Source organism: Sphingomonas gellani (genome assembly GCF_900110035.1).
Taxonomy (GTDB): domain Bacteria; phylum Pseudomonadota; class Alphaproteobacteria; order Sphingomonadales; family Sphingomonadaceae; genus Sphingomonas; species Sphingomonas gellani.
The window spans coordinates 470,627-495,476 of sequence record NZ_FOCF01000002.1 but is presented as its reverse complement, the minus strand read 5'-3'; the positions used below and the strand labels follow the sequence as shown (position 1 = coordinate 495,476).

Annotated in this window: 30 protein-coding genes; 19 read left to right on the top strand and 11 right to left on the bottom strand. The window is 66.2% G+C overall.

Going from position 1 to position 24,850, the window contains the following annotated elements:
• Positions 1-106: 106 nt before the first annotated feature.
• Positions 107-1,108 carry an NAD(P)H-quinone oxidoreductase gene (locus BMX37_RS06645; protein ID WP_170841869.1) on the bottom strand — a complete coding sequence of 334 codons (1,002 nt, stop codon included), beginning with the start codon at positions 1,106-1,108 and terminating at the stop codon, positions 107-109.
• Between the two features lie 88 nt (positions 1,109-1,196).
• Here BMX37_RS06645 and BMX37_RS06640 point away from each other — a divergent pair, with 88 nt between their 5' ends.
• From BMX37_RS06640 to BMX37_RS18760, 14 genes are all read left to right on the top strand, one after another.
• A complete protein-coding gene (locus BMX37_RS06640; RefSeq protein ID WP_093664723.1) occupies positions 1,197-1,388 on the top strand; it encodes a DUF1192 domain-containing protein in 192 nt (63 codons plus the stop codon).
• 136 nt (positions 1,389-1,524) lie between these two features.
• Entirely contained in the window at positions 1,525-3,849 is a 2,325-nt protein-coding gene (gene clpA / locus BMX37_RS06635) for an ATP-dependent Clp protease ATP-binding subunit ClpA (protein WP_093664721.1), read from the top strand.
• Between the two features lie 149 nt (positions 3,850-3,998).
• A complete protein-coding gene (locus BMX37_RS06630) occupies positions 3,999-5,687 on the top strand; it encodes a GGDEF domain-containing protein (protein ID WP_093664719.1) in 1,689 nt (562 codons plus the stop codon).
• A gap of 75 nt (positions 5,688-5,762) precedes the next feature.
• Positions 5,763-5,963, top strand: a complete 201-nt coding sequence (locus BMX37_RS06625; RefSeq protein WP_093664717.1) for a hypothetical protein — start codon at positions 5,763-5,765, stop codon at positions 5,961-5,963.
• Between the two features lie 57 nt (positions 5,964-6,020).
• Positions 6,021-6,275, top strand: a complete 255-nt coding sequence (locus tag BMX37_RS06620; RefSeq protein WP_093664715.1) for an exodeoxyribonuclease VII small subunit — start codon at positions 6,021-6,023, stop codon at positions 6,273-6,275.
• A 30-nt stretch (positions 6,276-6,305) separates the two neighbouring features.
• Positions 6,306-7,172 carry a polyprenyl synthetase family protein gene (locus BMX37_RS06615; protein ID WP_425288440.1) on the top strand — a complete coding sequence of 289 codons (867 nt, stop codon included), beginning with the start codon at positions 6,306-6,308 and terminating at the stop codon, positions 7,170-7,172.
• The gene (gene coaD, locus BMX37_RS06610) at positions 7,169-7,672 is read left to right on the top strand and encodes a pantetheine-phosphate adenylyltransferase (protein WP_280139229.1); all 504 of its coding nucleotides are present in this window, start codon (positions 7,169-7,171) and stop codon (positions 7,670-7,672) included. The genes BMX37_RS06615 and coaD overlap by 4 nt, the downstream gene beginning before the upstream one ends.
• A 64-nt stretch (positions 7,673-7,736) precedes the next feature.
• Positions 7,737-8,453 (top strand): peptidylprolyl isomerase, encoded by a 717-nt coding sequence (locus BMX37_RS06605; protein WP_093664851.1) that lies wholly within the window; start codon positions 7,737-7,739, stop codon positions 8,451-8,453.
• On the top strand, positions 8,450-9,475 hold the full coding sequence (queA, locus tag BMX37_RS06600) for a tRNA preQ1(34) S-adenosylmethionine ribosyltransferase-isomerase QueA (RefSeq protein WP_093664710.1): 1,026 nt from the start codon (positions 8,450-8,452) through the stop codon (positions 9,473-9,475). The genes BMX37_RS06605 and queA overlap by 4 nt, the downstream gene beginning before the upstream one ends.
• Before the next feature lie 105 nt (positions 9,476-9,580).
• Complete coding sequence (locus BMX37_RS06595) at positions 9,581-10,159, top strand: EF-hand domain-containing protein (RefSeq protein ID WP_139198041.1); 579 nt, start codon at positions 9,581-9,583, stop codon at positions 10,157-10,159.
• Positions 10,156-11,298, top strand: coding sequence for a tRNA guanosine(34) transglycosylase Tgt (gene tgt / locus BMX37_RS06590; RefSeq protein ID WP_093664708.1), 1,143 nt, complete (start codon positions 10,156-10,158; stop codon positions 11,296-11,298). The genes BMX37_RS06595 and tgt overlap by 4 nt, the downstream gene beginning before the upstream one ends.
• The gene (locus BMX37_RS06585) at positions 11,295-11,507 is read left to right on the top strand and encodes a hypothetical protein (protein WP_093664706.1); all 213 of its coding nucleotides are present in this window, start codon (positions 11,295-11,297) and stop codon (positions 11,505-11,507) included. Before tgt ends, BMX37_RS06585 begins: the two co-directional genes overlap by 4 nt.
• A gap of 119 nt (positions 11,508-11,626) precedes the next feature.
• A complete protein-coding gene (locus tag BMX37_RS06580; RefSeq protein WP_244501425.1) occupies positions 11,627-12,682 on the top strand; it encodes a cell wall hydrolase in 1,056 nt (351 codons plus the stop codon).
• A gap of 71 nt (positions 12,683-12,753) precedes the next feature.
• Complete coding sequence (locus BMX37_RS18760) at positions 12,754-12,915, top strand: hypothetical protein (RefSeq protein ID WP_170841868.1); 162 nt, start codon at positions 12,754-12,756, stop codon at positions 12,913-12,915.
• 47 nt (positions 12,916-12,962) lie between these two features.
• Here BMX37_RS18760 and uvsE read toward each other — a convergent pair whose 3' ends face one another.
• Together uvsE and BMX37_RS06570 are read right to left on the bottom strand one after the other, a co-directional pair.
• Positions 12,963-14,129 carry a UV DNA damage repair endonuclease UvsE gene (uvsE, locus tag BMX37_RS06575; protein WP_093664702.1) on the bottom strand — a complete coding sequence of 389 codons (1,167 nt, stop codon included), beginning with the start codon at positions 14,127-14,129 and terminating at the stop codon, positions 12,963-12,965.
• Complete coding sequence (locus BMX37_RS06570) at positions 14,126-15,196, bottom strand: single-stranded-DNA-specific exonuclease RecJ family protein (RefSeq protein WP_212611400.1); 1,071 nt, start codon at positions 15,194-15,196, stop codon at positions 14,126-14,128. The genes uvsE and BMX37_RS06570 overlap by 4 nt, the downstream gene beginning before the upstream one ends.
• A gap of 101 nt (positions 15,197-15,297) precedes the next feature.
• Between BMX37_RS06570 and BMX37_RS06565 the strand changes: the two genes are divergently transcribed.
• From BMX37_RS06565 to BMX37_RS06550, 4 genes are all read left to right on the top strand, one after another.
• Positions 15,298-15,894, top strand: coding sequence for an arylesterase (locus BMX37_RS06565; RefSeq protein WP_093664698.1), 597 nt, complete (start codon positions 15,298-15,300; stop codon positions 15,892-15,894).
• Between the two features lie 97 nt (positions 15,895-15,991).
• On the top strand, positions 15,992-16,873 hold the full coding sequence (locus tag BMX37_RS06560) for a CDP-alcohol phosphatidyltransferase family protein (RefSeq protein WP_093664849.1): 882 nt from the start codon (positions 15,992-15,994) through the stop codon (positions 16,871-16,873).
• Positions 16,870-17,961, top strand: coding sequence for an inositol-3-phosphate synthase (locus BMX37_RS06555; protein WP_093664696.1), 1,092 nt, complete (start codon positions 16,870-16,872; stop codon positions 17,959-17,961). The genes BMX37_RS06560 and BMX37_RS06555 overlap by 4 nt, the downstream gene beginning before the upstream one ends.
• A gap of 19 nt (positions 17,962-17,980) precedes the next feature.
• Positions 17,981-18,688 (top strand): phosphocholine cytidylyltransferase family protein, encoded by a 708-nt coding sequence (locus BMX37_RS06550; RefSeq protein ID WP_093664694.1) that lies wholly within the window; start codon positions 17,981-17,983, stop codon positions 18,686-18,688.
• Between the two features lie 70 nt (positions 18,689-18,758).
• On the opposite strand, the gene BMX37_RS06545 is transcribed toward BMX37_RS06550, so the two are convergent.
• The 7 genes from BMX37_RS06545 to relB all read right to left on the bottom strand — a co-directional run bounded on the left by BMX37_RS06545 (position 18,759) and on the right by relB (position 23,383).
• Positions 18,759-19,235 carry a hypothetical protein gene (locus BMX37_RS06545; RefSeq protein ID WP_093664692.1) on the bottom strand — a complete coding sequence of 159 codons (477 nt, stop codon included), beginning with the start codon at positions 19,233-19,235 and terminating at the stop codon, positions 18,759-18,761.
• Positions 19,236-19,276: 41 nt separating this feature from the next.
• A complete protein-coding gene (locus BMX37_RS06540) occupies positions 19,277-19,687 on the bottom strand; it encodes a glycine zipper 2TM domain-containing protein (protein ID WP_093664847.1) in 411 nt (136 codons plus the stop codon).
• 77 nt (positions 19,688-19,764) lie between these two features.
• The gene (locus BMX37_RS06535) at positions 19,765-20,214 is read right to left on the bottom strand and encodes a DUF3597 domain-containing protein (RefSeq protein ID WP_093664846.1); all 450 of its coding nucleotides are present in this window, start codon (positions 20,212-20,214) and stop codon (positions 19,765-19,767) included.
• Positions 20,215-20,317: 103 nt separating this feature from the next.
• On the bottom strand, positions 20,318-22,531 hold the full coding sequence (locus BMX37_RS18475; protein WP_139198040.1) for a hypothetical protein: 2,214 nt from the start codon (positions 22,529-22,531) through the stop codon (positions 20,318-20,320).
• Complete coding sequence (locus BMX37_RS06515) at positions 22,528-22,752, bottom strand: hypothetical protein (RefSeq protein WP_093664687.1); 225 nt, start codon at positions 22,750-22,752, stop codon at positions 22,528-22,530. Before BMX37_RS06515 ends, BMX37_RS18475 begins: the two co-directional genes overlap by 4 nt.
• Before the next feature lie 182 nt (positions 22,753-22,934).
• Complete coding sequence (locus tag BMX37_RS06510) at positions 22,935-23,210, bottom strand: type II toxin-antitoxin system RelE/ParE family toxin (RefSeq protein ID WP_093664685.1); 276 nt, start codon at positions 23,208-23,210, stop codon at positions 22,935-22,937.
• Positions 23,207-23,383 carry a type II toxin-antitoxin system RelB family antitoxin gene (gene relB, locus BMX37_RS06505; protein ID WP_093664683.1) on the bottom strand — a complete coding sequence of 59 codons (177 nt, stop codon included), beginning with the start codon at positions 23,381-23,383 and terminating at the stop codon, positions 23,207-23,209. The genes BMX37_RS06510 and relB overlap by 4 nt, the downstream gene beginning before the upstream one ends.
• Before the next feature lie 194 nt (positions 23,384-23,577).
• Between relB and BMX37_RS06500 the strand changes: the two genes are divergently transcribed.
• Positions 23,578-23,784, top strand: coding sequence for a BrnA antitoxin family protein (locus tag BMX37_RS06500; protein ID WP_093664681.1), 207 nt, complete (start codon positions 23,578-23,580; stop codon positions 23,782-23,784).
• 1 nt (position 23,785) lies between these two features.
• Here the strand turns inward: BMX37_RS06500 and BMX37_RS06495 are convergent, their stop codons facing one another.
• Complete coding sequence (locus BMX37_RS06495; RefSeq protein WP_170841867.1) at positions 23,786-24,850, bottom strand: DUF4238 domain-containing protein; 1,065 nt, start codon at positions 24,848-24,850, stop codon at positions 23,786-23,788.

Genomic DNA, 24,850 nt, shown 5'->3' with positions numbered 1-24,850 from the left:
GCGCGTTCATCGTTTCCAAATGGAAACGATCGGCGACAGCGTTGCGAAAGAGCGGCAGCCCCTATGCCCGATGAGCAGGGTGTAGGACAGCGGCCGCTGCCCCACGTCAGTCGATCGTCAGCACGATCTTCCCGACATGATCCCCCGCCTCCATGCGCGCATGAGCGGCGGCGGCGGCGGCGAGCGGGAACGTGGCGTCGATCAGCGGCTTCAGCCGCCCGGCCTCGACATGCGGCCAGACCGCCCGGTGAAGCTCATCGGCCACCAAGCCCTTGAAGGCGGAATCGCGAGGGCGAAGGGTGGAGCCGGTCAGGGTCAAGCGGCGGCGCATGATGTCGAACAGCGGGACGGTCGCGGTTGCGCCGCCCTGCACCGCGATGGAGACGTGCCGCCCGTCCTCATCCAGGCATTTGAGGTTGCGCGGGACATAATCGCCGCCGACCATGTCCAGCACCGCCTGAACGCCGCGCCCTCCGGTGATTTCGCGCACGCGGTCGACGAAATCCTCCGTGCGGTAGTTGATCGCATGATGCGCGCCGATCCGCCGCGCCGCCTCGCACTTCGCGTCCGAGCCGGCGGTGACGATGATCGTGATGTCGAACAGCCGGCACAGCATGATCGCCATGGTGCCGATGCCGCTGGTGCCGCCATGGACAAGCACCGTGTCGCCATCGGTCGCGTAGGCCCGCTCGAACAGATTGGTCCAGACGGTGAACAGCGTCTCCGGCAACGCGGCCCCTTCGACATCCGACAGCGCGGAGGGCAGCGGCAGGCACTGTGCGGCGGACACCGCGACATATTCGGCATAGCCACCGCCCGCGAGCAATGCGCAGACCCGTTGGTCGAGCAGGGTCTCCGGCGCACCCTCCCCCAACGCCACCACCTCTCCCGCGACCTCCAGCCCCGGGATGGAGGGCGCGCCCGGCGGCGGCGGGTAATTGCCCCGGCGTTGAAGAACATCGGGCCGGTTTACCCCGGCCGCGGCGACGCGGATCAGCACTTCGCCCGCGGCGGGGCGCGGCACGGGACGCTCGACAAGCGTGAGCACCTCCGGCCCGCCGGGCTGGTCGGGGTCGATCGCCTGCATCGTGGCGGGGATGGCGGTCATCGGCAAACGGCTCCGGTGCCCGGAAGGGCGCGTCCTTATTGACCGCTCCCTTATTGACAGCGCCGCCGGAGCGGTCAACGCTGGTGCCATGGATTTCGACGACGCTCCCCCGCGGCCGAACGACGCCCTGGCCGACCTGGTACGACAGGATCTGGATCGGCTGTCGGTCGCGGAGCTGGAGGCGCGGATCGCCACCCTGGACGCCGAAATCGCACGCTGTCGCACCACGATCGAACGCGCCGTTAACCATCGTGCAAGCGCGGACGCGCTATTCCGGTGACCGGCATCGGGCGTGATCGCCGCGTTCCGTTGGACGCAGGGAACATCGCCCGGGTGCTTGATGCGTGGCTGCCCGATCACGACATAGGTCGAAACGGGAACGCACGGTTCTAGCGGCCCGACTGGAGTTACCATCCATGCCATCCTTCGCCCCCGCACTCGAGACTACGCTGCACAAGGCGCTCGAAGCCGCATCCTCGCGCCGCCACGAATATGCCACGCTGGAGCATCTGCTGCTGGCGCTGATCGACGACGAACACGCATCCAAGGTGATGGACGCGTGCAACGTCGATGTCGGCGAGTTGAAGACCACGGTTGCTCATTATCTGGACACCGAACTCGACGCGCTGAAGGTCGCCAGCGCCACCGACCCCTCCCCCACCAGCGGGTTCCAGCGGGTGGTGCAGCGCGCGATCCTGCACGTGCAGTCGTCGGGCCGCGACGAGGTGACGGGCGCGAACGTGCTGGTCGCATTGTTTTCCGAGCGTGAAAGCTATGCAGTGTATTTTCTGCAGCAGCAGGACATGAGCCGTCTGGATGCGGTCAGCTTCATCAGCCACGGCGTCGGCAAGAACGGCCAGTCCGCACCCGAAGCCTCCACGCCGAAGGGTGCCGAGGAGGAAAAGCCCGCCAAGCCCGGTGAAAAGGGCAAGGCCGAGTCCGCGCTGAAGCAGTTCACCGTCGACCTGAACGAGAAGGCGAAGATCGGCAAGGTCGATCCCCTGATCGGTCGTTCCGCGGAGGTCGACCGTACGGTCCAGATCCTGTGCCGCCGGTCCAAGAACAACCCGCTCTATGTCGGCGATCCGGGCGTCGGAAAGACCGCGATCGCGGAGGGTCTGGCGCGCAAGATCGTCGAGGGCGAAGTGCCGGAGGTCCTGAAGGAGGCGGTGATCTACAGCCTCGACATGGGTGCCCTGCTCGCGGGAACCCGTTATCGCGGCGATTTCGAGGAGCGGTTGAAGGCGGTCGTCAACGAACTGGAGAAGATGCCGCACGCGGTTCTGTTCATCGACGAGATCCACACGGTGATCGGCGCCGGCGCGACAAGCGGCGGGGCGATGGACGCGTCCAACCTGCTGAAGCCCGCTTTGTCGGGCGGCACCATCCGCTGCATCGGGTCGACGACCTACAAGGAATTCCGCAACCACTTCGAAAAGGACCGCGCGCTGCTACGCCGGTTCCAGAAGATCGACGTCAACGAGCCGACGGTGGAGGACACGATCAAGATCCTCGCCGGGCTGCGTTCCGCGTTCGAGGAGCATCACTCGGTCAAGTACACGCCCGACGCGATCAAGTCGGCGGTGGAACTGTCCGCGCGCTACATCAACGACCGCAAGCTGCCCGACAAGGCGATCGACGTGATCGACGAGGTGGGCGCGATGCAGATGCTGGTGCCCGCCGCCAAGCGGAAGAAGACGATCACGCCCAAGGAGATCGAGGCGGTGATCGCGACGATGGCGCGCATCCCGCCGAAGACGGTCAGCACCGACGACAAGAAGGCGCTGGAGACGCTGGAAACCGACCTGAAGCGGGTGGTGTTCGGTCAGAACGCCGCGATCGAGAAGCTGGCGTCCGCGATCAAGCTGAGCCGTGCGGGGCTGCGCGATCCGGAAAAGCCGATCGGCAACTACCTGTTCACCGGTCCGACGGGCGTCGGCAAGACGGAGGTGGCCAAGCAGCTGTCCGCGATCCTGGGCATCCCGCTCCAGCGGTTCGACATGAGCGAATATATGGAGCGGCACTCGGTCAGCCGTCTGATCGGCGCCCCTCCCGGCTATGTCGGATTCGACCAGGGCGGGTTGTTGACCGATGCGGTCGATCAGAATCCGCACTGCGTCCTGTTGCTGGACGAGATCGAGAAGGCGCATCCCGACCTGTTCAACATCCTGTTGCAGGTCATGGACAATGGTCGCCTGACCGACCAGCACGGCAAGACCGTCGATTTCCGCAACGTCATCCTGATCATGACGACCAATGCGGGCGCGTCCGACATGGCGCGCGAGACGGTCGGCTTCGGCAACCTGACCCGCGAGGGTGAGGACGAGCAGGCGGTGCAACGCATGTTCTCGCCGGAATTCCGCAACCGTCTGGATGCCATCGTGCCGTTCGGATACCTGCCGCCGGAAGTCGTCGCGCGGGTGGTGGACAAGTTCATCCTGCAGCTTGAACTGCAGCTGGCCGATCGTCAGGTCCACATCCAGCTGGACGAGGAGAGCAAGACGTGGCTGACCGAAAAGGGCTATGACCGTCTGTACGGCGCGCGTCCGATGGGCCGCCTGATCCAGGAAAAGATCAAGCAGCCGCTGGCCGAGGAATTGTTGTTCGGCAAGCTGGTCCATGGCGGCGAGGTCACGGTGAAGATGAAGGACGGCACGCTGTCCTTCGCGATCGAGCCCGCCGCGCCCAAGAAGCCGCGCAAGAAGGGTGGCAGCAAGACCGAGCCGGCCGAGGCGAAGTAAGCGCACACGCGAGCGGTCGCACGGCCGCTCTCCCCCGAACGTCGCCGAGCAAGTGACGCACATGTAAATCACACCGCCGGTCCGGCTTCTGCCTGGCCGGCGGTTGTCGTTAACGCCTCCTTTGCCGGCGCGCCTTAGGTGTCCCGCCCATGGGGCGGTGGATCGGGTTTCTGTGCTGGTTGCTGGTGGCTGCCACGTGTCTGGCGCAGCCGGCCGTTGCCCGCATCCCGGCGGGTGCCGTGGGCCAGCCGATCGGTGCCTGCGTGGCGCGCGCGGACGTGCGGCTGGATGCCCGTACGTTGCTGTCGCGACCCGGCCATTTCGATTGCCTCACGCCGCAGCGGGATTTCGGCAGCGGCGATTTCGACGTGCTGTCCGGCAAGCTGCCACGCGGCGCCGGCCAGGCGGCGCCGGCGCACCTACGGTTCGCCAGCGCCTGGCAGGAGCGGGTCACGGTGTTCGCGCATTATGCGGACGGCGTGATCGCACGCGTCGATCTGGACGGCCGCGGCATGTCCCGGACGCTGGCCTCGGGCGCGATCTTCGACGTGGCGCTGCCGTTTCGCAAGGTCGCGGTCGATCGGGTATTATGGCGGACGAAGGCTTCCGTGAACACGCGCGCGGTGGTGCTGGCCCCCACCATCGCAACCGCACGGGAAAGCGCGACGTCGAACCTGATCCTGGCCGCAACCTATTGCGGGTTCCTGGGGATCGGTCTGGCGCTGCTGATCCTGAACCTGGCGCTGTGGTTCGCGCTGAAGCACGGGTTCCAGCTGACCTATTGCGCGATGATGGCTGCGTTGATGCTGTATGCGCTGTCGTCATCCGGGTTGCTGGCCTGGCTGTGGCCGGACATCGTCAACACGGATCGGATGCGGATCAACGGCCTCACGCTGGGGGCAGCGGCGATCGCCGCGCTCCTGTTCGCACGCAGCTTCTTCGAGCCCGAGGTCTTCGGCGGTCGCACCGGACTGATGGCGCGCGGCATCATCGGCGCGCTGGTCACGACATGCGTCGCCTACACCGTCCTGGCGCCGTGGCAGGCGCGCTTGCTGGACCGGCTGTACACCTGCGCCTTCGCAGCGTTGCTGGTGGGCGTGTTCGTCGTGCTGGCCAAGGCATATCAGAAGCGCAGCCGTTTCCTGTGGCTGTTCGCCTTTGCCTGGGGCGCGCCCATCGGCTTCACCGCCTTGCGCGTCGCAGCCGCGTTCGGCCTGTTGCGGTGGAGCTTCTGGATCGACAATTCGACCATGCTGGCGATGACCTGCGAGGGCCTGTTGTCCAGCCTGGCCATCGCTTATCGCATCCACCTGCTCAGTCGGGAGCGTGACGAGGCGCGCGAGAAGGAGATCGCCGCGCGCATGCTGGCCGATACGGATCCGCTGACCGGCCTGCTCAATCGCCGCGCCTTTCTGCGCGAGGCGGTGGGCCTACCGGGCGATCGGCGGCTGGTGCTGATCGACATCGACCATTTCAAGCGGATCAATGACACGATCGGCCATGACGCCGGCGACGAGGTGTTGAGGATCGTCGCCCGCGTGCTGCGCGAGACGAGCGAGCCGGGTGCGCTGGTCGCCAGACTGGGCGGAGAGGAATTCGCGATCGTCGGCTTGCCGGGTCGCACCTGCGATCCCGAACGGCTGCTGGACGCGCTGCGCGTCGCGCGCATGCCGTTCGACCTGACGGTCACGGCCAGCATCGGCCATTGCACCGGGCCGCTGCTGCGCGAGGCGGACTGGAAGCTGTTGTACCGTGATGCCGACCGCGCGCTGTATGCCGCGAAGGAGGCCGGCCGCGACCGCGCGCGGGCCGCGACGACGCTGTCCTTTGCGGCGTGATCCGGTGCGGAGAGCGAACGGGGATGGCTCTTCGGCACGACATGGTTTATGGCGACTCCCACCGGGAGGCTGGCCATGCGACGTCGCAGGATCGGATTAGCTGTTGCGACATTGCTGCTGATCGCCGTGTCCGCCACGCGACATCCCAGCGCCGACATACGCCTGATGATGCATGACCCCGCCGACCCCGCACCGCACCGGATGCAGGCGGCGCTGGACCTGGGGCTGGTGGGCGTGTCGCTGCTCTACACCTGGACCTCCCCGCACCTGCGGTGATCCACGCGGCGCGCGGATCGGGTTGCGCGCGGCAGGTCGGTGCCGCATAGCGCGGGCATGACCACCGAAACCCCCGAATTGCCGGTCCAGGATCTGTCGTTCGAGGACGCGCTGAAGGAACTGGAGCGGATCGTCTCGCGCCTGGAAAGCGGCGACGCGACGCTGGACGAGGCGATCGGCCTGTACGAACGCGGCGACCAGCTGCGCCAGCGCTGTGCCGAGCGGCTGGACGCGGCGCAGGCCCGGATCGAGGCGATCCGCACCGATGCGGACGGTCGTGCGGCCGGCACCCGACCCTTCGCGGCGAACTGACCCGTGGCAAGCGAGATGCTGACCGCCGCGATGGCGGAGATCGCGGCGGAGATCGACAGCCGCTTCGACGACATGCTGCGCGTGCCCGACGATGCACGCGCCGACCTGTACCGCGCGATGCGCCATGCCACGATCGGCGGGGGCAAGCGCCTGCGCCCCGTGCTGGTCTTCGCCACGGCGGCACTGTTCAACGTCGACCGCGACAGCACCGCCCGCGTCGCCACGGCGATCGAGGCGATCCATGTCTATTCGTTGATCCATGACGACCTGCCGGCGATGGACGACGACGACATGCGTCGCGGCAAGCCGACCGTGCACAAGGCGTTCGATGAGGCGACTGCCGTGCTGGCGGGCGATTGCCTGCACGCGCTGGCGTTCGAGGTGCTGGCCGACCCGGCCACGCATGCCGACCCGTTCGTCCGCGCGGAACTGGTGCTGGACCTGGCCCGCGCCGCCGGTCCGGCGGGCATGGCCGGTGGGCAGATGATGGACCTGGCCGCCGACCGGGGCGGATTCGACCTGGCGACCGTCACCCGGCTCCAGGCGCTGAAGACCGGCGCGCTGATCGCCGCGTCCGTCGAGGCGGGCGCCATTCTCGGCCGACTGCCGGCGGAAGGGCGCACAGGATTGCGCGGGTACGCCCATGACCTGGGCCTCGCCTTCCAGATCGCCGACGACCTGCTCGACGCGGAAGGCGACGAGGCGGTGGCGGGCAAGCGGCTGCGCAAGGACGGCGAACAGGGCAAGGAGACGTTCCTGACCCTGCTCGGCGTCGATCGGGCGCGCGAGCAATGCCGCATGCTGGTCGAACAGGCGATCGCGCACCTGCACGCCTTCGGCACGGAGGCGGACCTGTTGCGGGCCATTGCCCGCTTCGTAGAGGAACGCGACCGGTGACGCGGATCGGCGTCTATCCCGGAACGTTCGACCCGATCACGCTGGGTCACATGGACATCATCCGTCGCGGCGCCAAGCTGGTCGACCGCCTCGTCATCGGCGTGGCGACCAACCCGTCCAAGAGCCCGATGTTCACGCTGGATGAGCGGGTCGCCACGGTGGAGCGGGAGGTGGCCGGCATCGGCGGCGACATTCGCGTGGTGCCATTCGATTCGTTGCTGATGCACTTCGCCACTGCCCAGAACGCGTCGGTCATCATTCGCGGGCTGAGGGCGGTCGCCGACTTCGAATACGAATATCAGATGGCCGGCATGAACCAGCAGCTGAATAACCGCGTCGAGACGGTGTTCCTGATGGCGGACGTCGCGCTGCAACCGATCGCGTCGCGGCTGGTGAAGGAAATCGCCCTGTTCGGGGGTGAGATCGGGAAGTTCGTCACCCCGACCGTGCGCGACCAGATGGTGGCGCGGGTCGCGGAACGGACCGGCGATCCACGCTGACGTTCAGATTGGCGCAATGGCGGATTTGCTCTACAGCCGCGCCTTCCAGATCGTTGGGGACCCGATGCGCCGCCTTGCCAGTCTTTTCGCGTTGACCGCTTTCGTCATGGCCGGCCCCGCCGCCGCGCAGACCGGAGCGACCGCGCCCGCACCCGCCGCCCCCGCCCCGGTGACTGCACCGAAGCCGGGCGACCTGCAGAACATCTGGATGCTCGACCTGTCGACCGGCGGGCGCGTGACCATCATGTTGCGCCCGGACATGGCGCCGAAGACCGTGGAGCGGATCAAGACCCTGACCCGCCAGCATTTCTACGACGGGCTGGTGTTTCACCGAGTGATCGACGGCTTCATGGCGCAGGGTGGCGATCCGAAGGGCGACGGCACCGGCGGATCGCAGCTGCCCGATCTGGAGGCGGAGTTCAACGCGCTGCCCCACGTCCGTGGCGCCGTGTCGGCGGCCCGCACCGATGCGCCGAACACGGCCAACAGCCAGTTCTTTATCGTGTTTCAGCCCAAGCTGACGCTCGACAAGAAGTACACGGTCTTCGGCCGTGTCATCGACGGCATGCAGTATGTCGACGCGATCCAGCGTGGCGAGCCGCCGGTCAGCCCGTCGCGCATCCTGCACGCCTATATTGCCGCCGACACGCCGCCGCCGTACCAGCCGGCACCGCCCGTGCCGCAGCTGACGCCGACGCCGCCTGCAAAGGCGGGGGCGAACGTCGCCGCTCCGAAACTTGCCGCGCCGACGGCGTCCAAGGCGGCTCCCAAGCGCCGGTGAAGGTCGACCTGTTCGATTTCGAACTGCCGGCGGAGCGGATCGCGCTTCGCCCGGCGGTTCCGCGCGATTCTGCCCGTATGCTGGTGCTGGCTGACGGCCGGACCAAGGATCGGCAGGTGAGCGATCTGCCCGCCTGCCTGCGAGCCGGTGACATGCTGGTGTTCAACGACACCCGGGTCATCCCCGCCCAACTGGACGGCACGCGAGGCGAAGCGCGGATCGGCGCGACCCTGCACAAGCGGGAAGGACCGCGGCGCTGGCGGGCGTTCATCCGCAACGGACGGCGCCTTTCGCATGGCGACCGGATCGACTTTGCCGACGGTGTCTTCGCGACAGCGCTGGACCGTGAGGATGATGGCAGCTGGGCTCTGGAGTTCGGCGGCGTCGATCCCGTGGAGCTGTTGCTGAACCGTGCGGGACGCATGCCCCTGCCCCCGTACATCGCCGCGCGGCGCACGCCGGACGCGCAGGACGCGGACGATTACCAGACCATGTTCGCGAGCGATCCCGGCGCGGTCGCCGCTCCCACGGCCGCCCTGCATTTCACGCCCGGGTTGATGGAAACGCTGGATGCCGCAGGCATCGGCCATACCACCCTCACCCTGCACGTCGGCGCAGGCACGTTTCTGCCGGTAAAAGCCGATGACACCAGCCACCATCGCATGCACGCCGAATGGGGTCGGATTAGCCAGGCAACCGCCGACCGGCTCAACGCGGTACGATCCGCTGGCGGACGCGTGATCGCCGTCGGCACCACGTCCCTGCGCGTGATAGAAAGCGCCACGGGAGAGGATGGCGTAATCGGCCCGTTCGATGGTGACACGGCGATCTTCATAACCCCCGGCTATCGCTTTCGCGGAATCGATGGCCTGTTGACGAACTTCCACCTGCCGCGATCGACCCTGTTCATGCTGGTCTCGGCCCTGATGGGGCTGGAGCGGATGAAAGCGGCTTACGCTCACGCGGTTGCGGCGGATTACAGGTTCTATTCCTACGGAGACGCGTCGTTGCTGCTCCCCTGACCGGGTGCGCCTGGATGGGGTGCCGGCCGGCATCTGGCGTACGCGTTGGTATCCGGACGTTTATTCGCCGCCAAATTGTCCTATTCCGATCTCATGGCTCAGCTGATGCTCATTCCCTTATTGCTGGCGGCGCTGTCGGCGCAGGCTCAGGACGGATCGCCGGAGGTTCAGGTGATCGCGCCGGGCAAGCCCAATGGACAGACACCGGCGACGCTGGTCATCGAACCGGCGGCGATGTTCATCGTCGCGTGCGATGCGGATGGTGACGGACGGACCAGCAGGACAGAGCTGGACGATTGTGTCCGGCGCAGCTTTGCCGCCATCGACACCGCCAAAACGGGCGCGCTGGGGTATATCGCCTTTGCCGACTGGCAGACGCGGTGGCTGGGGGATCAGGGCGCGCTGCCCAGTCCGTTCGAGGTCGATCGCGACGGCGATGGCAAGATCACCGAGACGGAGTTGCTGGCCCAGTTCGGCAAGCTGTTTTCCCGGTTCGACAAGGATGGCGACCATGCGGTGACTCGTCCCGAGGCGCTGACGGTACGCACCACGGCAGCGGATGGGCGCGGGCCTGTGACAGGCCGGCGCGGCGGCAAGCGCGATTCCGCCCCCCGCACCGGTGAACGCATTCCGGGTGGAAAGCCCGGCCAAGGACCGTACCTGACGAACGGGGGTGTCCGGTGAGCGATCGCTTCGCCTTCACCATCGATGCGACCGATGGCCGGGCACGCACCGGCGCCATCACCATGCGACGCGGTGTGATCCGAACGCCCGCGTTCATGCCGGTCGGCACGGCGGCGACCGTCAAGGCGATGAAGCCGGCCGACGTCGCCGCGGCGGGTGCCGACATCATCCTGGGCAACACCTATCACCTGATGCTGCGTCCGGGCGCGGAACGGGTGGCGCGGTTGGGCGGATTGCACGCCATGATGGGCTGGTCGCAGCCGATCCTGACCGACTCGGGCGGCTATCAGGTGATGAGCCTGTCCGACCTGACCAAAAGGTCGGAAGACGGCGTGTCCTTCAAATCGCACCTGGACGGCACACGCCACCTGCTTAGTCCGGAGCGGTCGATGGAGATCCAGCGCCTGCTCGGCTCGGACATCGTGATGGCGTTCGACGAACTGGTTCCGACCACCTCCACCAGGGAGGTCCAGGCGGCGGCGATGGAGCGATCTATGCGCTGGGCCAGGCGCAGCCGTGCCGCGTTCGATGGCGGCGGCGCCCATGCGGAAGGGGCGGCCCTGTTCGGCATTCAACAGGGCGCGCTGGACGAGGGGCTGCGGCGGGAATCGGCCGACGCGCTGATCGACATCGGGTTCGATGGCTATGCCGTGGGTGGACTGGCCGTGGGCGAGGGCCAGGCGGCGATGTTCGGATGCCTCGACTTCGCGCCGGGCCAGCTTCCTGCTGACAAGCCGAGATACCTGATGGGCGTGGGAAAGCCGGACGACATCGTGGGCGCGGTGGAGCGTGGCATCGACATGTTCGATTGCGTGCTGCCCACCAGGTCCGGGCGCACCGGCCAGGCGTTCACGCGGGAGGGCCCGATCAACATCCGGAACGCGCGCTTCAACGAGGATACGGGGCCACTCGACCCAAGCTGTCGGTGCCCGGTTTGTGCCACGTGGAGCCGCGCCTATCTGCATCATTTGGTACGCGCGGGAGAGATATTGGGCGCGATGTTGATGACGGAGCACAACATCTGGTTCTACCAGACGCTGATGTCCGACCTGCGCGAGGCGATCCGGGAACAGCGTCTGAGCACGTTCGCCAGCGGATTTCGCGCGCGCTACCACCAGAACAAAGGAGAGAGTGCATGAGCGATCCAGCCCCCGAGGAACGCCAGAACGAGATCATGGCGGCGGTGAAGGAAGTCGAGGCGCGCAGCGAGGGCGCCCTCGACGCGGCGCGTCAGCGCGTCAAATCCTGGCCGCTGGCGAAGATCGGCCTTGGCGTGGGCATCGGCTCGGCCGCCATCGCAGGCGCGGTACTGTTCGCCAGCCGCGGCAAGTCCGACAAGGCGCGCTGACGAGCGCGGGGCGGATACACGTTACCGCCGCGCATGACTGTCCCGGCGCGGGACGGCGCCGAAAGCGCAGGAGATTGGCAGGATCTGTGCCGCTATAGCGCCTCATGACGGATGGAGGCGTGACGCCGTTGCGGATCGGGTGGCAGGCAGTGCGGGTGGCGACATGGTCATGGCTGGTCGCCGTGGTCATCGGCCTGTCCGCCTGTGTCCTGCTGGCGGCGGGTGCCGCCATCCGCGCGATGGCCGCTCATCACGTGTCCAGCCCGACGGTGACCAGCGCCGCCGGCTATGAGGCGGATGACCATTTCCCGGGCGCCGCGCTGCTTTACGCGGCGGCTCAGGCAGAGCCGGGTTCGACCGCGAGTGCCGCCCCGGCGACGGGGGTGACGGGCACGATCGCCCTGCCCTCCCTGCCCGTGCCCGTCTCCGCGGCTGACGCGATCATTCGTGCGGAAGCTGGCGTGTTACCGGCCAGACCCTTTTCGTTGCTGCATGTGGCGGCGGTGGATCGCGGACGGGCGCTGCAGTGCCTGACACAGGCGATCTATTACGAAGCCGCGTCGGAGCCTCTCGCCGGACAGGAGGCGGTGGCTCAGGTCGTGCTGAACCGCGTCCGCCATCCGGCCTTTCCCGCCACGGTGTGCGGCGTGGTGTATCAGGGTTCGGAACGCGCGCATTGTCAGTTCAGCTTTGCCTGTGACGGGGCGATGCGGCGGGTGCCGGAGCCGACGGCGTTGACCCGAGCCGCGCGCGTCGCAGCGGCGGCGCTGGCCGGCTTCGTCTATGCGCCGGTGGGGCTGGCGACCCATTATCATACCTATGCCGTGACCCCGGCCTGGAACCGCACGCTGGTATTCACCGACATGGTAGGCGCACACCTGTTCCACCGGTGGAAGGGGTATTGGGGCACGTCGGCTGCGTTCACGCAGGTGTATCGCGGTGGCGAACCTGTACCCGGACCCAATTTGGGTGCGCCGGACATGGCCCCGCTCTTGCTCCCCATCCTGGCCGCGAATGGTGCGGCGACGTCTCCCGTAGTGGCGGCCAATGCCCCCGCGCCGCTCGGCCAGGCGCACGGTTCGGAGATTGACGGCAGCGGGACACCACAACCGGATCGCCTGCCCGCCGCCTCTACCATACTCGACAAGTGGAAGGATGTGGGAACGCTGCGCTGACCTTGCGATCGGCAATGGCGGGGAACAGCCGCCCTCCTTCACCGGTTCTTCGGCAGCAAGGAGAGTGAGCCATGGACGATTCCATCAAACCGACCACGAAAACCGACAATCCCAATCTGTCCACCGAGCATCAGGGCAAGGGCGATGCCCGCCGGCCAAACGAGCGTCTCGACAAGGATCGGGAGAGCAGCGAGGCGATCCCGCGCAAGTCGTCGCTTCTCGGCGACGATTGAGGGGGCGGCGGCCAGAAACCGGGACGCCCCCACTTTCAGCGATACGACTACTCGGCCGCTTCCAGCTTCCTCCCCTCGTCAACATCGGGTTCTTCGTCGGTGTCGACGCCCTGGTTCAACGCAGCCTCGTCGCGGGCCAGGGTGTCCGCGTCCTCGGGGTGGATGCCGAAGCGCGCCGCGACGTCGGGGGCGAAGCGCAAAAGGTCGGGACGCAGCTTCAACAGACTCACGTCCTTCGATTTGCCTTCCATCATCACGTCGAAGACCAGACCCTCGGCCATCCGCATGAAGGTCGCGAACTCGAACGGATTGGTGAAGTCCGCATGGCCGGTCCAGATCGGTGGCCGCAGGACGGTCTTTATCCGGGCCGTCGGCGTTACGGGTGCCTTGAGGATCTCTCCCTTTGCAGTCTTGCCCTTGCCGGCCTTGGCATTCTCGCGCTGCCTGGCGGTGATCTTCTGCTTCACCTCGCGCATTTCGGTGCGGGGTGAGGAGAAGTGGATCTTCGGCCGCACGCCTGCCGGCCAGCTTGCCAAGAACTTCTCGAGCGTCTGCCGCATGTCGAGCCGCTCCGGATTCAGGCACCAGAAATGCTGGTAATCGAAGATCAGCCGCACGCCTGTCCGCTCATGGATCCACAAGGCGTCGGCAGCAGAGAAGCGGATGTCGTCATTCTCCAGTACCAGGCGGCGCTTCACATGGTCGGGACATTTCTCATATCCCTCGATCCAGCGCGCACGGCTGGCCTCGTGGTCGTCATACACGCCGCCGACATGGGTCACCATGACAGCCTCGTCGTTCAACTCCATGCGGTCGAGCATCTCCGCCTGGCTGGACAGGTCCCAGATGCTCTTGGCGGTCAGGTCGTCGTTCGGGCTGTTCAGCAGCACATATTGCGACGGGTGGAACGACAGGCGAATATCCAGCGCGCGCGCCTTCTGACCGAACGCACGCAGTTCGGCATCGCTCTCCCTCACCATGTCGTGGAATTGCGGCATGTCCGGATGGGTCGCGTACGGCGCCAGGTCGGACGACATGCGATACATGTCTAGCCGTTCGGACGCGAGATAATCCAGCACCCGGCTCACTTCCTCCAGCGAGCATTTCAGGTGAGGGTTCTTCTGCCACCTGCGCGTGTCGTTCGACTTCATGTCGGGCTTGCCCATCACCTTGACGGGAAAGCCGAGCCGAAGCGGGCGTGCGGGATCGGTCATGCGGCAAATGTCTCCTCGGGAAAGCCCAGCCCCTCGACGAACGCGTTCCAGTCGGCCTGGCGCAACGCACCGCCCGTCGCCTGAGCATGGCCGGAGCCGTAGTGCGCGTCGGCGCCGGCCAGGCGGTGATCGGCCAGGAACCGGATCAGGTCCGTGCCCGTGGCGCTGCGGGCGGCGAAATGAACCCAGCCGTCGCGATAGCCGTCGTTGGCGGCGAGAACGATCTTGTCCTTTAGCCGGCCGCGCCATTGCTGGGCGATCAGCGGGTGGATCTGGCAGGGAGAATGAAAGCGGATCAACGCAACGTCGCCCCGAACCTTGGGCGCGATACGACGCGCGATTTCCACTTCAGCGCGGACCTCGGCCTTGGCGACACGCAGGGCCTGGGCATCCTCGCCGTCACCCTTCGTAAGCGCTTTCGGGCCATCCTTATCCATCAACAGCCGGAGCGCGGGTGACGGGTCGGCGCTGGCGGTGCGTCGTGGCGCGTTGACCAGGGATACGGCGTCGCGCAACGCCGTCTTGCCGTACACCGCCTGCGCCGCGGCGATTTCGGGGAAGTCCTCGTCGCGCGCCATGTCGCCGATCAGGCCCATGGCAGCCAGCCAGAGCAGCGGCTCCGCCTCCGCTGTGCCACCGACGCAGTGCCATGCCAGCAGGGATGATGTGGGTTCCGGCTGCAATCCATGTCCGCTGATGACGACAGCATCGCCTGGCGTTCCGGTTGGCCGATGGTGGTCGACGATAATCGTCGGCGTTCCGTGTAGCAGGTCGCCGCCCCTGACCCCCAAGTCAGTCGCGATCAAGCCACCCGGCCTGCGTTCCTCAAGCTCTAGCCGAAAGCGGGGATCCCACGGGTTCTCGCCCTTGCCGACGGGCCGGGCCTGCACCTGGAGGCCTGATGCCCGCAGTGCTCGGACGATGATCGCGAGCGCGCTCAGCCCATCTGCGTCGAAGTGACCCAAGACCAGCACCGGACGCCCGCGATCGAATCGCGCAATCGCGGACAGGAACATGGCTCTCGCCAGGCTGCGCCAATCTTGGGCGTGGAGGAGCGGGTGGTCCATGTCTGCCGAACGATCCCTGTCCGTCATGGTTGCCCGACATGGATCCGGATTCCTGCGGCTGGCAGGTCGTAAGTGACTGAACGATCACCCATGTTGTTGGCATGCACGAAGCCGCCCCCTCGTCATCTCCTTTGATCCTCGCCTTAGGTGACAGTCTGACGGCCGGATATGGGTTGCCGCCGGATCGCGGTTTTGCCCGGCAGTTGCAGCGGGCTCTGCAGACGCGAATGCCTGGCGCTGCAGTGATCGATGCGGGCCGATCGGGTGACACGACTGCTGGAGGGTTAGCACGTCTGCCCGGCGTGCTGGCGCGATGTGCACGCTCTCCCGACCTGTGCCTGGTGGAACTTGGGGCGAACGATGCAATCCGGGCGATCGATCCGGCGCGAACCAGCGACAATCTGGACGCGGTCCTGTCCATGCTTGAACAGCAGCGCATACCGGCCCTGCTGTGCGGGATGATCGCTCCGCCGTTCCTTGGCATCTACGCCACGCGCTTCAACGCAATTTTTCCGGCCGTGGCCGAGCGCCACCAGGCATCCTTTTACCCGTTCTTTCTGGATGGCGTGGTGGGCGATCCGACCCTGACACTGCCGGACGGGTTGCATCCCAATGCACGCGCGATCGAGATTGTGGCGGAGCGTGTCGTGCCGCATGTGGAAAAGGCTTTATACCGAGGCCGAGAGCGAGCGGCTTAGACCGGATCGCGGCTACCGCTGAACGCCAGCCCAAACGCGACGAACGGCGATGCGGCTTCTTGCAAATGCGCGTCTGGGCGCGCATCATGACAAGGTCATGACAGTCCCTCCCCCGGATGGATCGCGCGACCGCCGGATCGAGGACCCGACAAACCTGTGGGTTATCCATCCGACGGCTAGGGCGCTGCTGCCGCGTGCGCTATCCGCGCGCGTGTCCGCCAATGCTGTGTCCGTCATTGGGCTGGCGCTCGGGACTGCCGCTGCATTCTGCTACAGCGACTGGCGCAGCGTTCCGAGCGTCCTGCTGGGCCTGTTGCTCTGCACCGCCTGGCTGATCGCCGATGGACTGGACGGCATGATCGCACGCGCCACCGGAACGGCGAGTCCACTGGGCCGCTTCCTGGACGGGCTGTGCGATCACGGCGTTTTCATCCTCATCTACGTCATGCTCGCGGCCTCGATCGGCACGGCGGGGGCATGGGCGCTGGCGATTATCGCGGGTGCGGCGCACGCGGTGCAGTCGATGCTGTATGAGGGCGAACGGGCCCGGTTTCATCGCCGGTTGAAGGGCGTCGCCACCGGTGCCGTCCCGCCGGTCCTCACCCGCAATCCGCTCCTGAGAGGTTATGACCGTCTGGCCAGCCTTCCCGAACGGGGGGCCGGCCAGTTCGAGCGGTTGCTGTCCAATGCATCCGATCCGATCGGGCTGGGTCAGGACTATGGGCGAAGGGCCGCGCCGGTGATGAAGGTCATGGCGCTCCTCACGGCGAATGTCCGCGTCCAGGCGATTACGGTCGCATGTCTGCTGGGGATGCCCAAGCTGTTCTGGTGGTTCGAGATTGTGCCGTTGACGATCATCACCGCTATCTGCATCGCGCGCCATCGCCGGGTCGAGTTGAGCTTCGTTCGACCATCACGCTTTCCGGATCGCGACCCTCTCGCGACCGCGCTTTCAACAAGGGAACATCGTCACTCATGACCAGCATCAGGATCGCCGTTGTCGGCATCGGCAACTGCGCGAGCTCGCTCGTCCAGGGTTTGGAATATTATCGCGAGGGCACCAACGACACCGTCGGCTTGATGCACCTGGAGATGGGCGGCTATCGCCCCAGCGACATCAAGGTCGTCGCCGCATGGGACGTGGACAGCCGCAAGGTGGGCAAGGACGTGTCGGAGGCGATCTTCGCCAAGCCCAATTGCACGGCCGTTTTCGCACCTGGCGTACAGCCGACCGGTACCATCGTGCGTATGGGCGCGGTGCTGGACGGCGTGGCGGACCATATGGACGAATATCCCGATGAGCGGACGTTCCTGGTCGCGAACGACGCGCAGCCGTCCAAGGAGGACGTGATCGCGGAACTGAAGCGCTCCGGCGCCGACGTCCTGATGAACTACCTGCCGGTGGGCAGCCAGGAAGCGACCGAGTTCTACGCCCAGTGCGCGATCGAGGCGGGTGTCGCATTCGTCAACAACATCCCGGTCTTCATCGCCTCCAATCCGGAATGGGCAGCAAAGTTCGAGGCAGCGGGCGTGCCAATCATCGGCGATGACATCAAGGCACAGCTGGGCGCCACGATCGTGCACCGCGTGCTGACCGACCTGTTCGCCAAGCGCGGCGTCAAGCTGGACCGCACCTACCAGTTGAACACGGGTGGCAACACCGACTTCCTCAACATGCACAATCATCGCCGCCTGGCCTCGAAGAAGATCAGCAAGACCGAGGCGGTGCAGTCGGTCGCGGCTGAGCGGCTGAGCGACGAGAATGTGCATATCGGCCCGTCCGACTATGTGCCGTGGCAGAACGACAACAAGGTCTGCTTCCTGCGCATGGAGGGGCAGTTGTTCGGCGGTGTGCCGATGAACCTGGAACTGCGCCTTTCCGTCGAGGACAGCCCGAACTCCGCAGGCGTTGCGATCGACATGATCCGTTGCGCAAAGATCGCGAGTGATCGCGGTTTGAAGGGCGTGGTGGATCCTGCCAGTGCCTATTTCTGCAAGCACCCGCGTCATCAGGTTACGGACGATCAGGCGCATGAGGCTGTCGAACAGTTCATCCGGGCCGCCTGATCGCCGGAAAGCACGGCCGATGACCATCACCACCGCGATCGTCCTCGCCGCCGGCGAGGGCAGTCGCTTGCGGTCATCGGCCCCGTACAAGCCTTTGTGCGAGGTCGGCGGGAAGGCCCTGATCGACCACGCGCTCGACGGGTTGGCTGCAGCAGGTTTGAGTCGAGCGGTCGTAGTGTTGGGCTACGGCCAGGCGGCCATCCGCGACCATCTTGCGCGGCGGACGGCGTCGATCGCTGTAGAGATCGCTACATCCGATCCGCGCCTGCCGAATGGAGTGTCGGTTCTTGCTGCGGCAGCCCATGTGAGTGGTGAGGCGTTGCTCTCCATGTGCGACCATCTGGTCGACCCTGCCCTTTATGCTCGACTAGCAAAAGCAGGATCCGGGTCCGGCCTTCGGCTTGGCATCGACCGCAGGCTGGGTCACGGTTGGGTCGACCCGTTGGATGTGACCTGTGTCAGGACTGATGGTGATCGCATCGTCGCTATCGGCAAGGGGCTGGAGCCGCACGATGCATATGACACCGGCGTGTTCGCTGTCGGACCGGCACTATTCGAGGCGCTAGGCACGCTCGCGGAGCCGTCGCTCACAGAAGGCGTGCGTGTGCTGGCCGCGGCAGGAACGGCGGAGATCGTGGACGTATCGGACTGCTCCTGGATCGACGTCGACGACCCACCAGCTCTTGCTCTTGCGGAAGGATGGATGGCCCAGCCCGCCGCTGCTTAGCTTGCAGACGGCGGCTTGGTGTACTCCTGGTACTTTGGCGTCGGCCACTTGGAAGTGTGAGGGGCTTAGCTCAGGCTGCTCCCGCAGCCTCGCTGAAGCCGGAACCACGATCCGCCGCCAAGGTCGGAGCCGGGCCTGTCGCCGGGCGCAGGGCCTCGCGTTCTTCTGCAGTCGGAACAGCTGTGGGATCAGGACGGAATGCCTCTGGAACACGATTGTGGGCGCCAGGGGTGCTCTCCGACAACAGGTCGGTTGGCACATGTCCTTCGCCAGCCGTGCTGCCCTCGCGCGGGAGGTTCTTTTCCGTTTCCGCCATTCCGACCGGGGCGGCGGCCATGGTTGCGGGGCGCGGGTTCATTGGGGCGGTGACGCTGTCGCCTTCGACGACATCGCCGCCGTCCTTGACGGCTTGGGTGGTTTGCGAAGCATCAGCCTCGTAGCGGCGGCGGCTACCTCGGCGAGGGCCGAAGCGGGCTACGCCGACGGTCCAAGCGGCCGCTCCGGCGCCAAACGCGGCGAGGCCGAGGCCAAGTTTCTTCCAATCCATGTTCTCGACCTCAACTCTTGGACAGTTTTGCGCCGCGCGGTTCAGCGACAGCGGACGGGTTGGTTGCTGCGCTCGATCGCACGGCCGGCGAGTGCGCCGCCGGCGGCGCCGAGGACGGTGCCGAGCAGGTCGGAGCCACCGGGTGCGATGATGTTGCCGAGGATGCCGCCAGCCGCGCCGCCGACGATCAGACCGGTCGTGCCGTCGTTGCGGCGGCAATAGTAGCGGCCGTCCTGGCCGCGATAGACGCGGTCGTTGCGGGACAGGCGGCGCTCGCGATAGCGGCGGTCGTCGCGGTAGTACCGGCCGGCGTCATAGCTGCCGTAAGCGGGATCGGGACGGTTATAGTCGTACCCGGCATAGCGACGGTCGACGCCGTAGCCACCATCGGAACCCATGCAGCCGGAAACCAGCGTGGCGGCGGCGACGATGCCGAGGGCCAGGGTACGCATGTTCGTCTCTCCCCAAAAATCGATGGGGTCATAATGGATGGGGGGCCGGAAGGGTTGCATCCGGCCCCGGACGCACATCAGTCCTTCAGGCTGGCGGGAACGGTGCCGCCGTTCTTTTCCAGTTCGCGCATGACGGCCTTGTGCAGCCAGATGTTCATTTCGGCGGAGCCGTCCTTGGCATCGGTATAGCCGAGTTCGGTGGCCAGTTCCTTGCGGTTGTCGAGGCTGGAGTCGATGTCGAGCAGCTTCATCAGGTCGACGATGGACGTGCGCCAGTTGAGGTTCGGATTACCCTTGGACTGGGCGATGCCCGTCAGGACCTGCTCGACGTCGACCGGCTGTTGCGGCGCGGCGGAGGGGTTGGGCTGGGCCGGGTTGGATTGGGGCGCGGGCTGGATTGGCGCGGCGCCGGTGGTCTGGGGATGGCCGGAGGTGGTGTCGGCAGTGTCCTTGTGACCGGAGAACTGGCCGCCGAGCGGACCCTTGTCGCCGAAGATGGCGTGCTTGATCTTGCTGAAGATGCTCATCACTTCCTCCAAAAGCCGGCGCGCCAAGGGGGTCGGCGGCGGCATGGGGCGATGAACGCTTTCGATGTGGTGCGGTTTCGCGGGGCGTGACGGCCCTGCCCGGTCAGTCGCCGATCCCACCGCCCGCGCGCGGCGGTGGCTCGCCATTCCGCCACAGGCCGGCGTCGGGGACGAGGTCGTGATAGCCGTCGACCGGCAGCGAGGCGCAGGCGGGGGCGAAGATGCCGGCGACGCGCGATGCCGTCGCGGGTGGCGTCTCGAGCGGTGCGGCGGATGGTTGCGCGTCCGAATGCGCTGCGGACGGCATCGCGCCGGCGCGTGGGGCTGTGGTTTCGTGGGTGGCGGACGGGCGCGCGTCGAATTGCGCTGTGGACGGCGCCGCGACGGCGCCTGGGGCTGCGGTTTCGTCGGTGGCGGAGGGCTGCGGCGTTAGGGTGGAGGCGGTTCGGCGGTGGGCAGGTGCCGGCTCTGTCGAGACGCTCGCCGGGGAGCGTGAGGGCGCGGTGTCGGCGGGCGTTGACGAATGTTGCGGATCGAACGGCGTGGTTGTGAGCGTCGGGGTTGCCGGGAGCGGTGGCGTCGGGGTGATCGGGGCGGCGTTCGGGGTGGTTGGCTGTGCGGATGGGACTGACCCAGCGCAGGCCGAGTGGATGGCGCAGGTGGCCGTGGCGGGGTTCGGGACGGCGTCGGGCTTTGCGGACGGGATCGGGTCCGCGCAGCGCGAGTGGGCGGCGTGGGCGGTGGGGGCGCGGTTTGGCAAGATGGTTGGCGACGCGGATGGCACGGGCTCCGCGCGGGGCGAGTGGGTGGCGCAGGTGGCCGTGGCGGGGTTCGGGACGGCGTCGGGCTGGGCGGACGGGACAGGCTCCGCGCAGGGCGAGTGGGTGGCGCGGGTGGTCTTGGCGGGCTTCGGGACTGCGGCGGGCTGGGCGGATGGGACCGGCTCAGCGCAGGGCGAATGGGTGGCGCGGGTGGTCTTGGCGGGGTTCGGGACGGCGGCGGGCAGGGCGGACGGGATCGGCTCCGCGCAGGGCGAATGGGCGGCGCGCGCGGTGGTGGCGCGGGTGGCGAACCAGGTGGTGCGGGCGGCGTCGGAGGCCTGGCGCTCTCTGGCGAGGGCGGCGGTACGCAGGGGGTGTACGACCGCCTCCTCCTCCTCGGTCAGTTCGCGCATATAGTCGGGGGCGCCATAGCGCCCCTCCTCCAGCCCGTCATAGTCGGCGGGCGGGGCGAAGTCGGTCATCCAGCACTCGCGTTCCTCATCGAACCAGACGGGCTCCCCACCCTCCGGGTCGAACAGGTCGGGATCGGGCGCGGGGGCGTGGTCGTAGGGGGCGTGGTCGTAGGGGCCGTGGTCGTCGTACCCGTCGCCTTCGCCGTCCCCTTCACCTTCATCCTCCCCTTCCCCGTCGTCGTCCTCGTAATCGGCGTCATCGGCGACTTCGTCGTCGTCCAGGTCGTCATCGTCGCGGTGAAGTGGAGAAAGTGGAGAGCTGAACGCGTCATCGTCCGGGTCGGTGACATGGGGTGCGGGCGGCGCGAGGGCGACCAGGCCGGCGGCCTCCGCGCGGGTCCATTGATCGGCGGTCCAGTCGTGGCGCGCGTCGGGGTCTAGGTCGGCGGTATCCACCTCCGCCGCCGCGCCGGCATGGGCGCGCAGGTAGCGGTCAGCGCGGGCGAGGGCGAGGACAGGCGACAGGTCCGCCGCCTCCATGCCTGCGCCGAGCAGCGCGGGGTCGCGGGCGGCCACGAAGAGCCCGGCGCGGGCGGGACCGGCGTCGCGGTCGATCAGGTCGAGAAAGCCGTCGAACTCCTGCGCGACGAGGCGGGCGGAGGCGTTGGCGGCGGCGCTGCCGGTGTCGGTCGCCTCCGCCATGCGATCCAGCCGGGCGAGCATGGTCGAGGCGAGTCGGTTGTCGAAGCGGTGCCGCTCGATCACGTCACCATTGGCGCGGGTGATGGTTTCGGTCTGGCCGTCGATGGCGCGGGCGAGCATCGCGTCGGCGACATGATCGCGCGCGATCAGCGACGCGGCGCGCCAGCCGAGCGCGAAGGCGGCCCCGGCGGCGCGGCGGCGAAAGGCATAGGCGCTGGAGGGGGACATGCCGGCGAGGCGGCAGGCCCCCTCCGTCGAGTGGCCGTCGGCGATGCTTTCGAGGAAGATGCGCTGTCGATCGGCGGTCCAGCCGTCATGGCGCTGACGGCGATAGGATGCGGCGGCGGCAACGGCGGCTTCGGACGCGAGGTGGTCGGGATGGAGCGCGGGATCGGGCGGGCTCGGCACGCTGCCGTGGGCGATGGGCGCGATGGCGTTCACGCGCCGCGCTCCCACACGGAACGCGGGTTGCGGAAGGAGCGGAACAGCGCATCGGTGGCGTGGAGGATGGCGAGCGCGTCCGGGTTCGGCGGCGGACGCGTGCCGATGCGCCCGGCGTCGACATGCGCGGCCCAAGTGCGGACGGGCTCCGCCTGGGGATGCTCGGCGGGGTGGACGAAGGTGCAGCCGGCATGGGGCAGCGTGGGCGTGGAACGGGGCATGCGCGTCCTCCTGTGCGGATCAAGGGGACGGGGGATGTATGCCGGCTGGGGGCGTGTAGGACAGCACGCATTTCACGAGAAAATAGCGCAGCTATTTGCGAGTGTCCGCCAAATGCGTGCCCGGCCAGCGGCGCTACAGCGCCGACTGACGACGCGGGATTTACTCCCGCGTCGGGGCCGTGTCAGGGATATTGCTGCCGCGCATGCAACACCGCCAGAATGTCAATGTTTTCGGCAACGCGATAAACAAGGATGTAGTTGGGGTGCACGATCGCCTCCCGCGTTCCCGCCACACGGCCGGGACGGTGCATGTACGGATGCTCCGGAAGCCGCTCCGCTGCATGGCGGATGGCAATACCGAGGCGGTCGGCCGCGTCGACATTGCGCTCGCTGATGTAGCCGACAATACTATAAAGATCGTGAAGCGCCTCCGGGCGCCAGAGTACCGGCAGCGTCACCGCTTTCTGGCGCGCTCGATGATCGCCTGCATGTCGGCCATGACCTGATCGTGCGGAATGCCGGGAGTCGTGGATGATAACGCCTTCTCCACCTTGGCCCGGAACCAAGCGTCATGAGCAGCAGCATCCTCGCTGGTCGCGAACTCGGACTCGATCGGCGTGAACTTGGTCATGCCGTGAAGCTAGTCCGCCGAATGCCAAAATCAAAGCAATGAAGTTATGAAGATGGAGGGCAGCCAGCGGATTTGGTGTAGAACGCGAAAGGGGGCCAGCGCATCATCTCTATGAGGAAGTGCAATGAGCGAGAACAGCACTGGTTCGAGCAGCTATTGGGTTGATCCCGACGACGCGCCGGAATGGACAGCAGATGTTCGCCGAGGCGGAGGTGCGCGTCGGTGAGGCGGTGATCCGGCCGGGTAAGTGGCCCGGTGCGGGGTGCCCGCCGCTAGGTGAGGCCGCGAAGCGTCAGGTGACTTTACGGCTGGACCCTGACGTGATCGAGCGGTTTCGGGAGGGCGGGCCGGGGTGGCAGCGGCGGATCAATGAGGCGCTACGGAGGGCGGTGGGGTTGTAGGCTATTTATAGAAAGGTTCAGCCAGAGACTCGGCTACGGCCTCCTCTATCTTTTCAAAGATAAGGCTGCCCACGCAGGAACCTATCAATTCACCATTCACAGCTTCTGCCCCATAGGACGGCGGCGCGATAACAAATTCCCAAGAGGCGCTTGCCGCAAAGTTCCTGAAGTTGCAGGTCAGGGCTTCAAGAACTGCATCATCGGCATATACCCCCGCACACACTGCACGGGTTGGCGAAAGTGGAAATAGAACGCCTTGTATATCGTCAAGGCCTGTGAACATCGCTGGCATTGCACCTCTGCTCGGATCATGCGCCAATGCGATAGCGTCGGTCAGGACAAAGGTGGGCGTCGTCCCTACTTTAATCTGCCAATCCAATACCTCTAACGCAGAAACGCGTTGTGTTGGCTCGAAGTCATGTAAAAGAACCTCATTGTGAGCCTCGCGTGCTATCCCGGCAATGTCCGTCAGACCAGCGACCGATTTCATATCAAGACCACTGCTGAATAGCTCGTCCCATCTCTCGTTCATCTGCGTGAACATAAAACGGCGAAATCCATGTCTACTTACACGCACCCTTCCAAGGTGCTGCTGGCGTTTGTTATATTCATCATCAAGAACTTTTTTAATGCGGACAGGTGGTTCTGTAAGACCGAATCCCATCATACGCTTCACGTAGCTTACGTCGGACAAAAGCTCAGTCACACGTGAAAGCGCGTAGGCGTTAGCAGCGGCCGCAGTTGACCTTATATGATTGCCTCTAACACTCAGGTGAGTTAATAGTCGCGCAACGTCACTGCTATCGACATCTCCAGCGTCATGTTTAACAAGCTTTCTGAATAAGTCAGCATACTCACTCTTCGCATATGTAATTCGATCATCAAGAGTGACTGAGTCGTCACTTAGTTTGGAGTAGAATTCTCGCTGCGCTGCTATACCGTCAGTTGGCACAACAAAGCTTTTACCCCGTGTAAAGACTCTGATTTGAAGCTTATCACCGGAAGCGGGCTCTGCGAAAGATCTCAGTAGGAATTGCGGAATGTAATGCTGTTTACGACCAGCCAC

Bases quoted from the DNA above. Each gene is read 5' to 3' on its own strand.
- BMX37_RS06570 (WP_212611400.1), bottom strand. From the start codon at position 15,196: ATGGACCACCCGCTCCTCCACGCCCAAGATTGGCGCAGCCTGGCGAGA.
- uvsE (WP_093664702.1), bottom strand. From the start codon at position 14,129: ATGACCGATCCCGCACGCCCGCTTCGGCTCGGCTTTCCCGTCAAGGTG.
- BMX37_RS06540 (WP_093664847.1), bottom strand. From the start codon at position 19,687: ATGCGTACCCTGGCCCTCGGCATCGTCGCCGCCGCCACGCTGGTTTCC.
- BMX37_RS06565 (WP_093664698.1), top strand. From the start codon at position 15,298: ATGCACGAAGCCGCCCCCTCGTCATCTCCTTTGATCCTCGCCTTAGGT.
- BMX37_RS06560 (WP_093664849.1), top strand. From the start codon at position 15,992: ATGACAGTCCCTCCCCCGGATGGATCGCGCGACCGCCGGATCGAGGAC.
- BMX37_RS06630 (WP_093664719.1), top strand. From the start codon at position 3,999: ATGGGGCGGTGGATCGGGTTTCTGTGCTGGTTGCTGGTGGCTGCCACG.
- BMX37_RS06605 (WP_093664851.1), top strand. From the start codon at position 7,737: ATGCGCCGCCTTGCCAGTCTTTTCGCGTTGACCGCTTTCGTCATGGCC.
- BMX37_RS06645 (WP_170841869.1), bottom strand. From the start codon at position 1,108: ATGACCGCCATCCCCGCCACGATGCAGGCGATCGACCCCGACCAGCCC.
- BMX37_RS06620 (WP_093664715.1), top strand. From the start codon at position 6,021: ATGACCACCGAAACCCCCGAATTGCCGGTCCAGGATCTGTCGTTCGAG.
- BMX37_RS06555 (WP_093664696.1), top strand. From the start codon at position 16,870: ATGACCAGCATCAGGATCGCCGTTGTCGGCATCGGCAACTGCGCGAGC.
- BMX37_RS06535 (WP_093664846.1), bottom strand. From the start codon at position 20,214: ATGAGCATCTTCAGCAAGATCAAGCACGCCATCTTCGGCGACAAGGGT.
- BMX37_RS06545 (WP_093664692.1), bottom strand. From the start codon at position 19,235: ATGGATTGGAAGAAACTTGGCCTCGGCCTCGCCGCGTTTGGCGCCGGA.
- BMX37_RS06595 (WP_139198041.1), top strand. From the start codon at position 9,581: ATGCTCATTCCCTTATTGCTGGCGGCGCTGTCGGCGCAGGCTCAGGAC.
- BMX37_RS06640 (WP_093664723.1), top strand. From the start codon at position 1,197: ATGGATTTCGACGACGCTCCCCCGCGGCCGAACGACGCCCTGGCCGAC.
- BMX37_RS06625 (WP_093664717.1), top strand. From the start codon at position 5,763: ATGCGACGTCGCAGGATCGGATTAGCTGTTGCGACATTGCTGCTGATC.
- BMX37_RS18760 (WP_170841868.1), top strand. From the start codon at position 12,754: ATGGACGATTCCATCAAACCGACCACGAAAACCGACAATCCCAATCTG.
- BMX37_RS06550 (WP_093664694.1), top strand. From the start codon at position 17,981: ATGACCATCACCACCGCGATCGTCCTCGCCGCCGGCGAGGGCAGTCGC.
- BMX37_RS06615 (WP_425288440.1), top strand. From the start codon at position 6,306: ATGGCGGAGATCGCGGCGGAGATCGACAGCCGCTTCGACGACATGCTG.
- BMX37_RS06500 (WP_093664681.1), top strand. From the start codon at position 23,578: ATGTTCGCCGAGGCGGAGGTGCGCGTCGGTGAGGCGGTGATCCGGCCG.
- BMX37_RS06515 (WP_093664687.1), bottom strand. From the start codon at position 22,752: ATGCCCCGTTCCACGCCCACGCTGCCCCATGCCGGCTGCACCTTCGTC.
- BMX37_RS06585 (WP_093664706.1), top strand. From the start codon at position 11,295: ATGAGCGATCCAGCCCCCGAGGAACGCCAGAACGAGATCATGGCGGCG.
- clpA (WP_093664721.1), top strand. From the start codon at position 1,525: ATGCCATCCTTCGCCCCCGCACTCGAGACTACGCTGCACAAGGCGCTC.
- relB (WP_093664683.1), bottom strand. From the start codon at position 23,383: ATGACCAAGTTCACGCCGATCGAGTCCGAGTTCGCGACCAGCGAGGAT.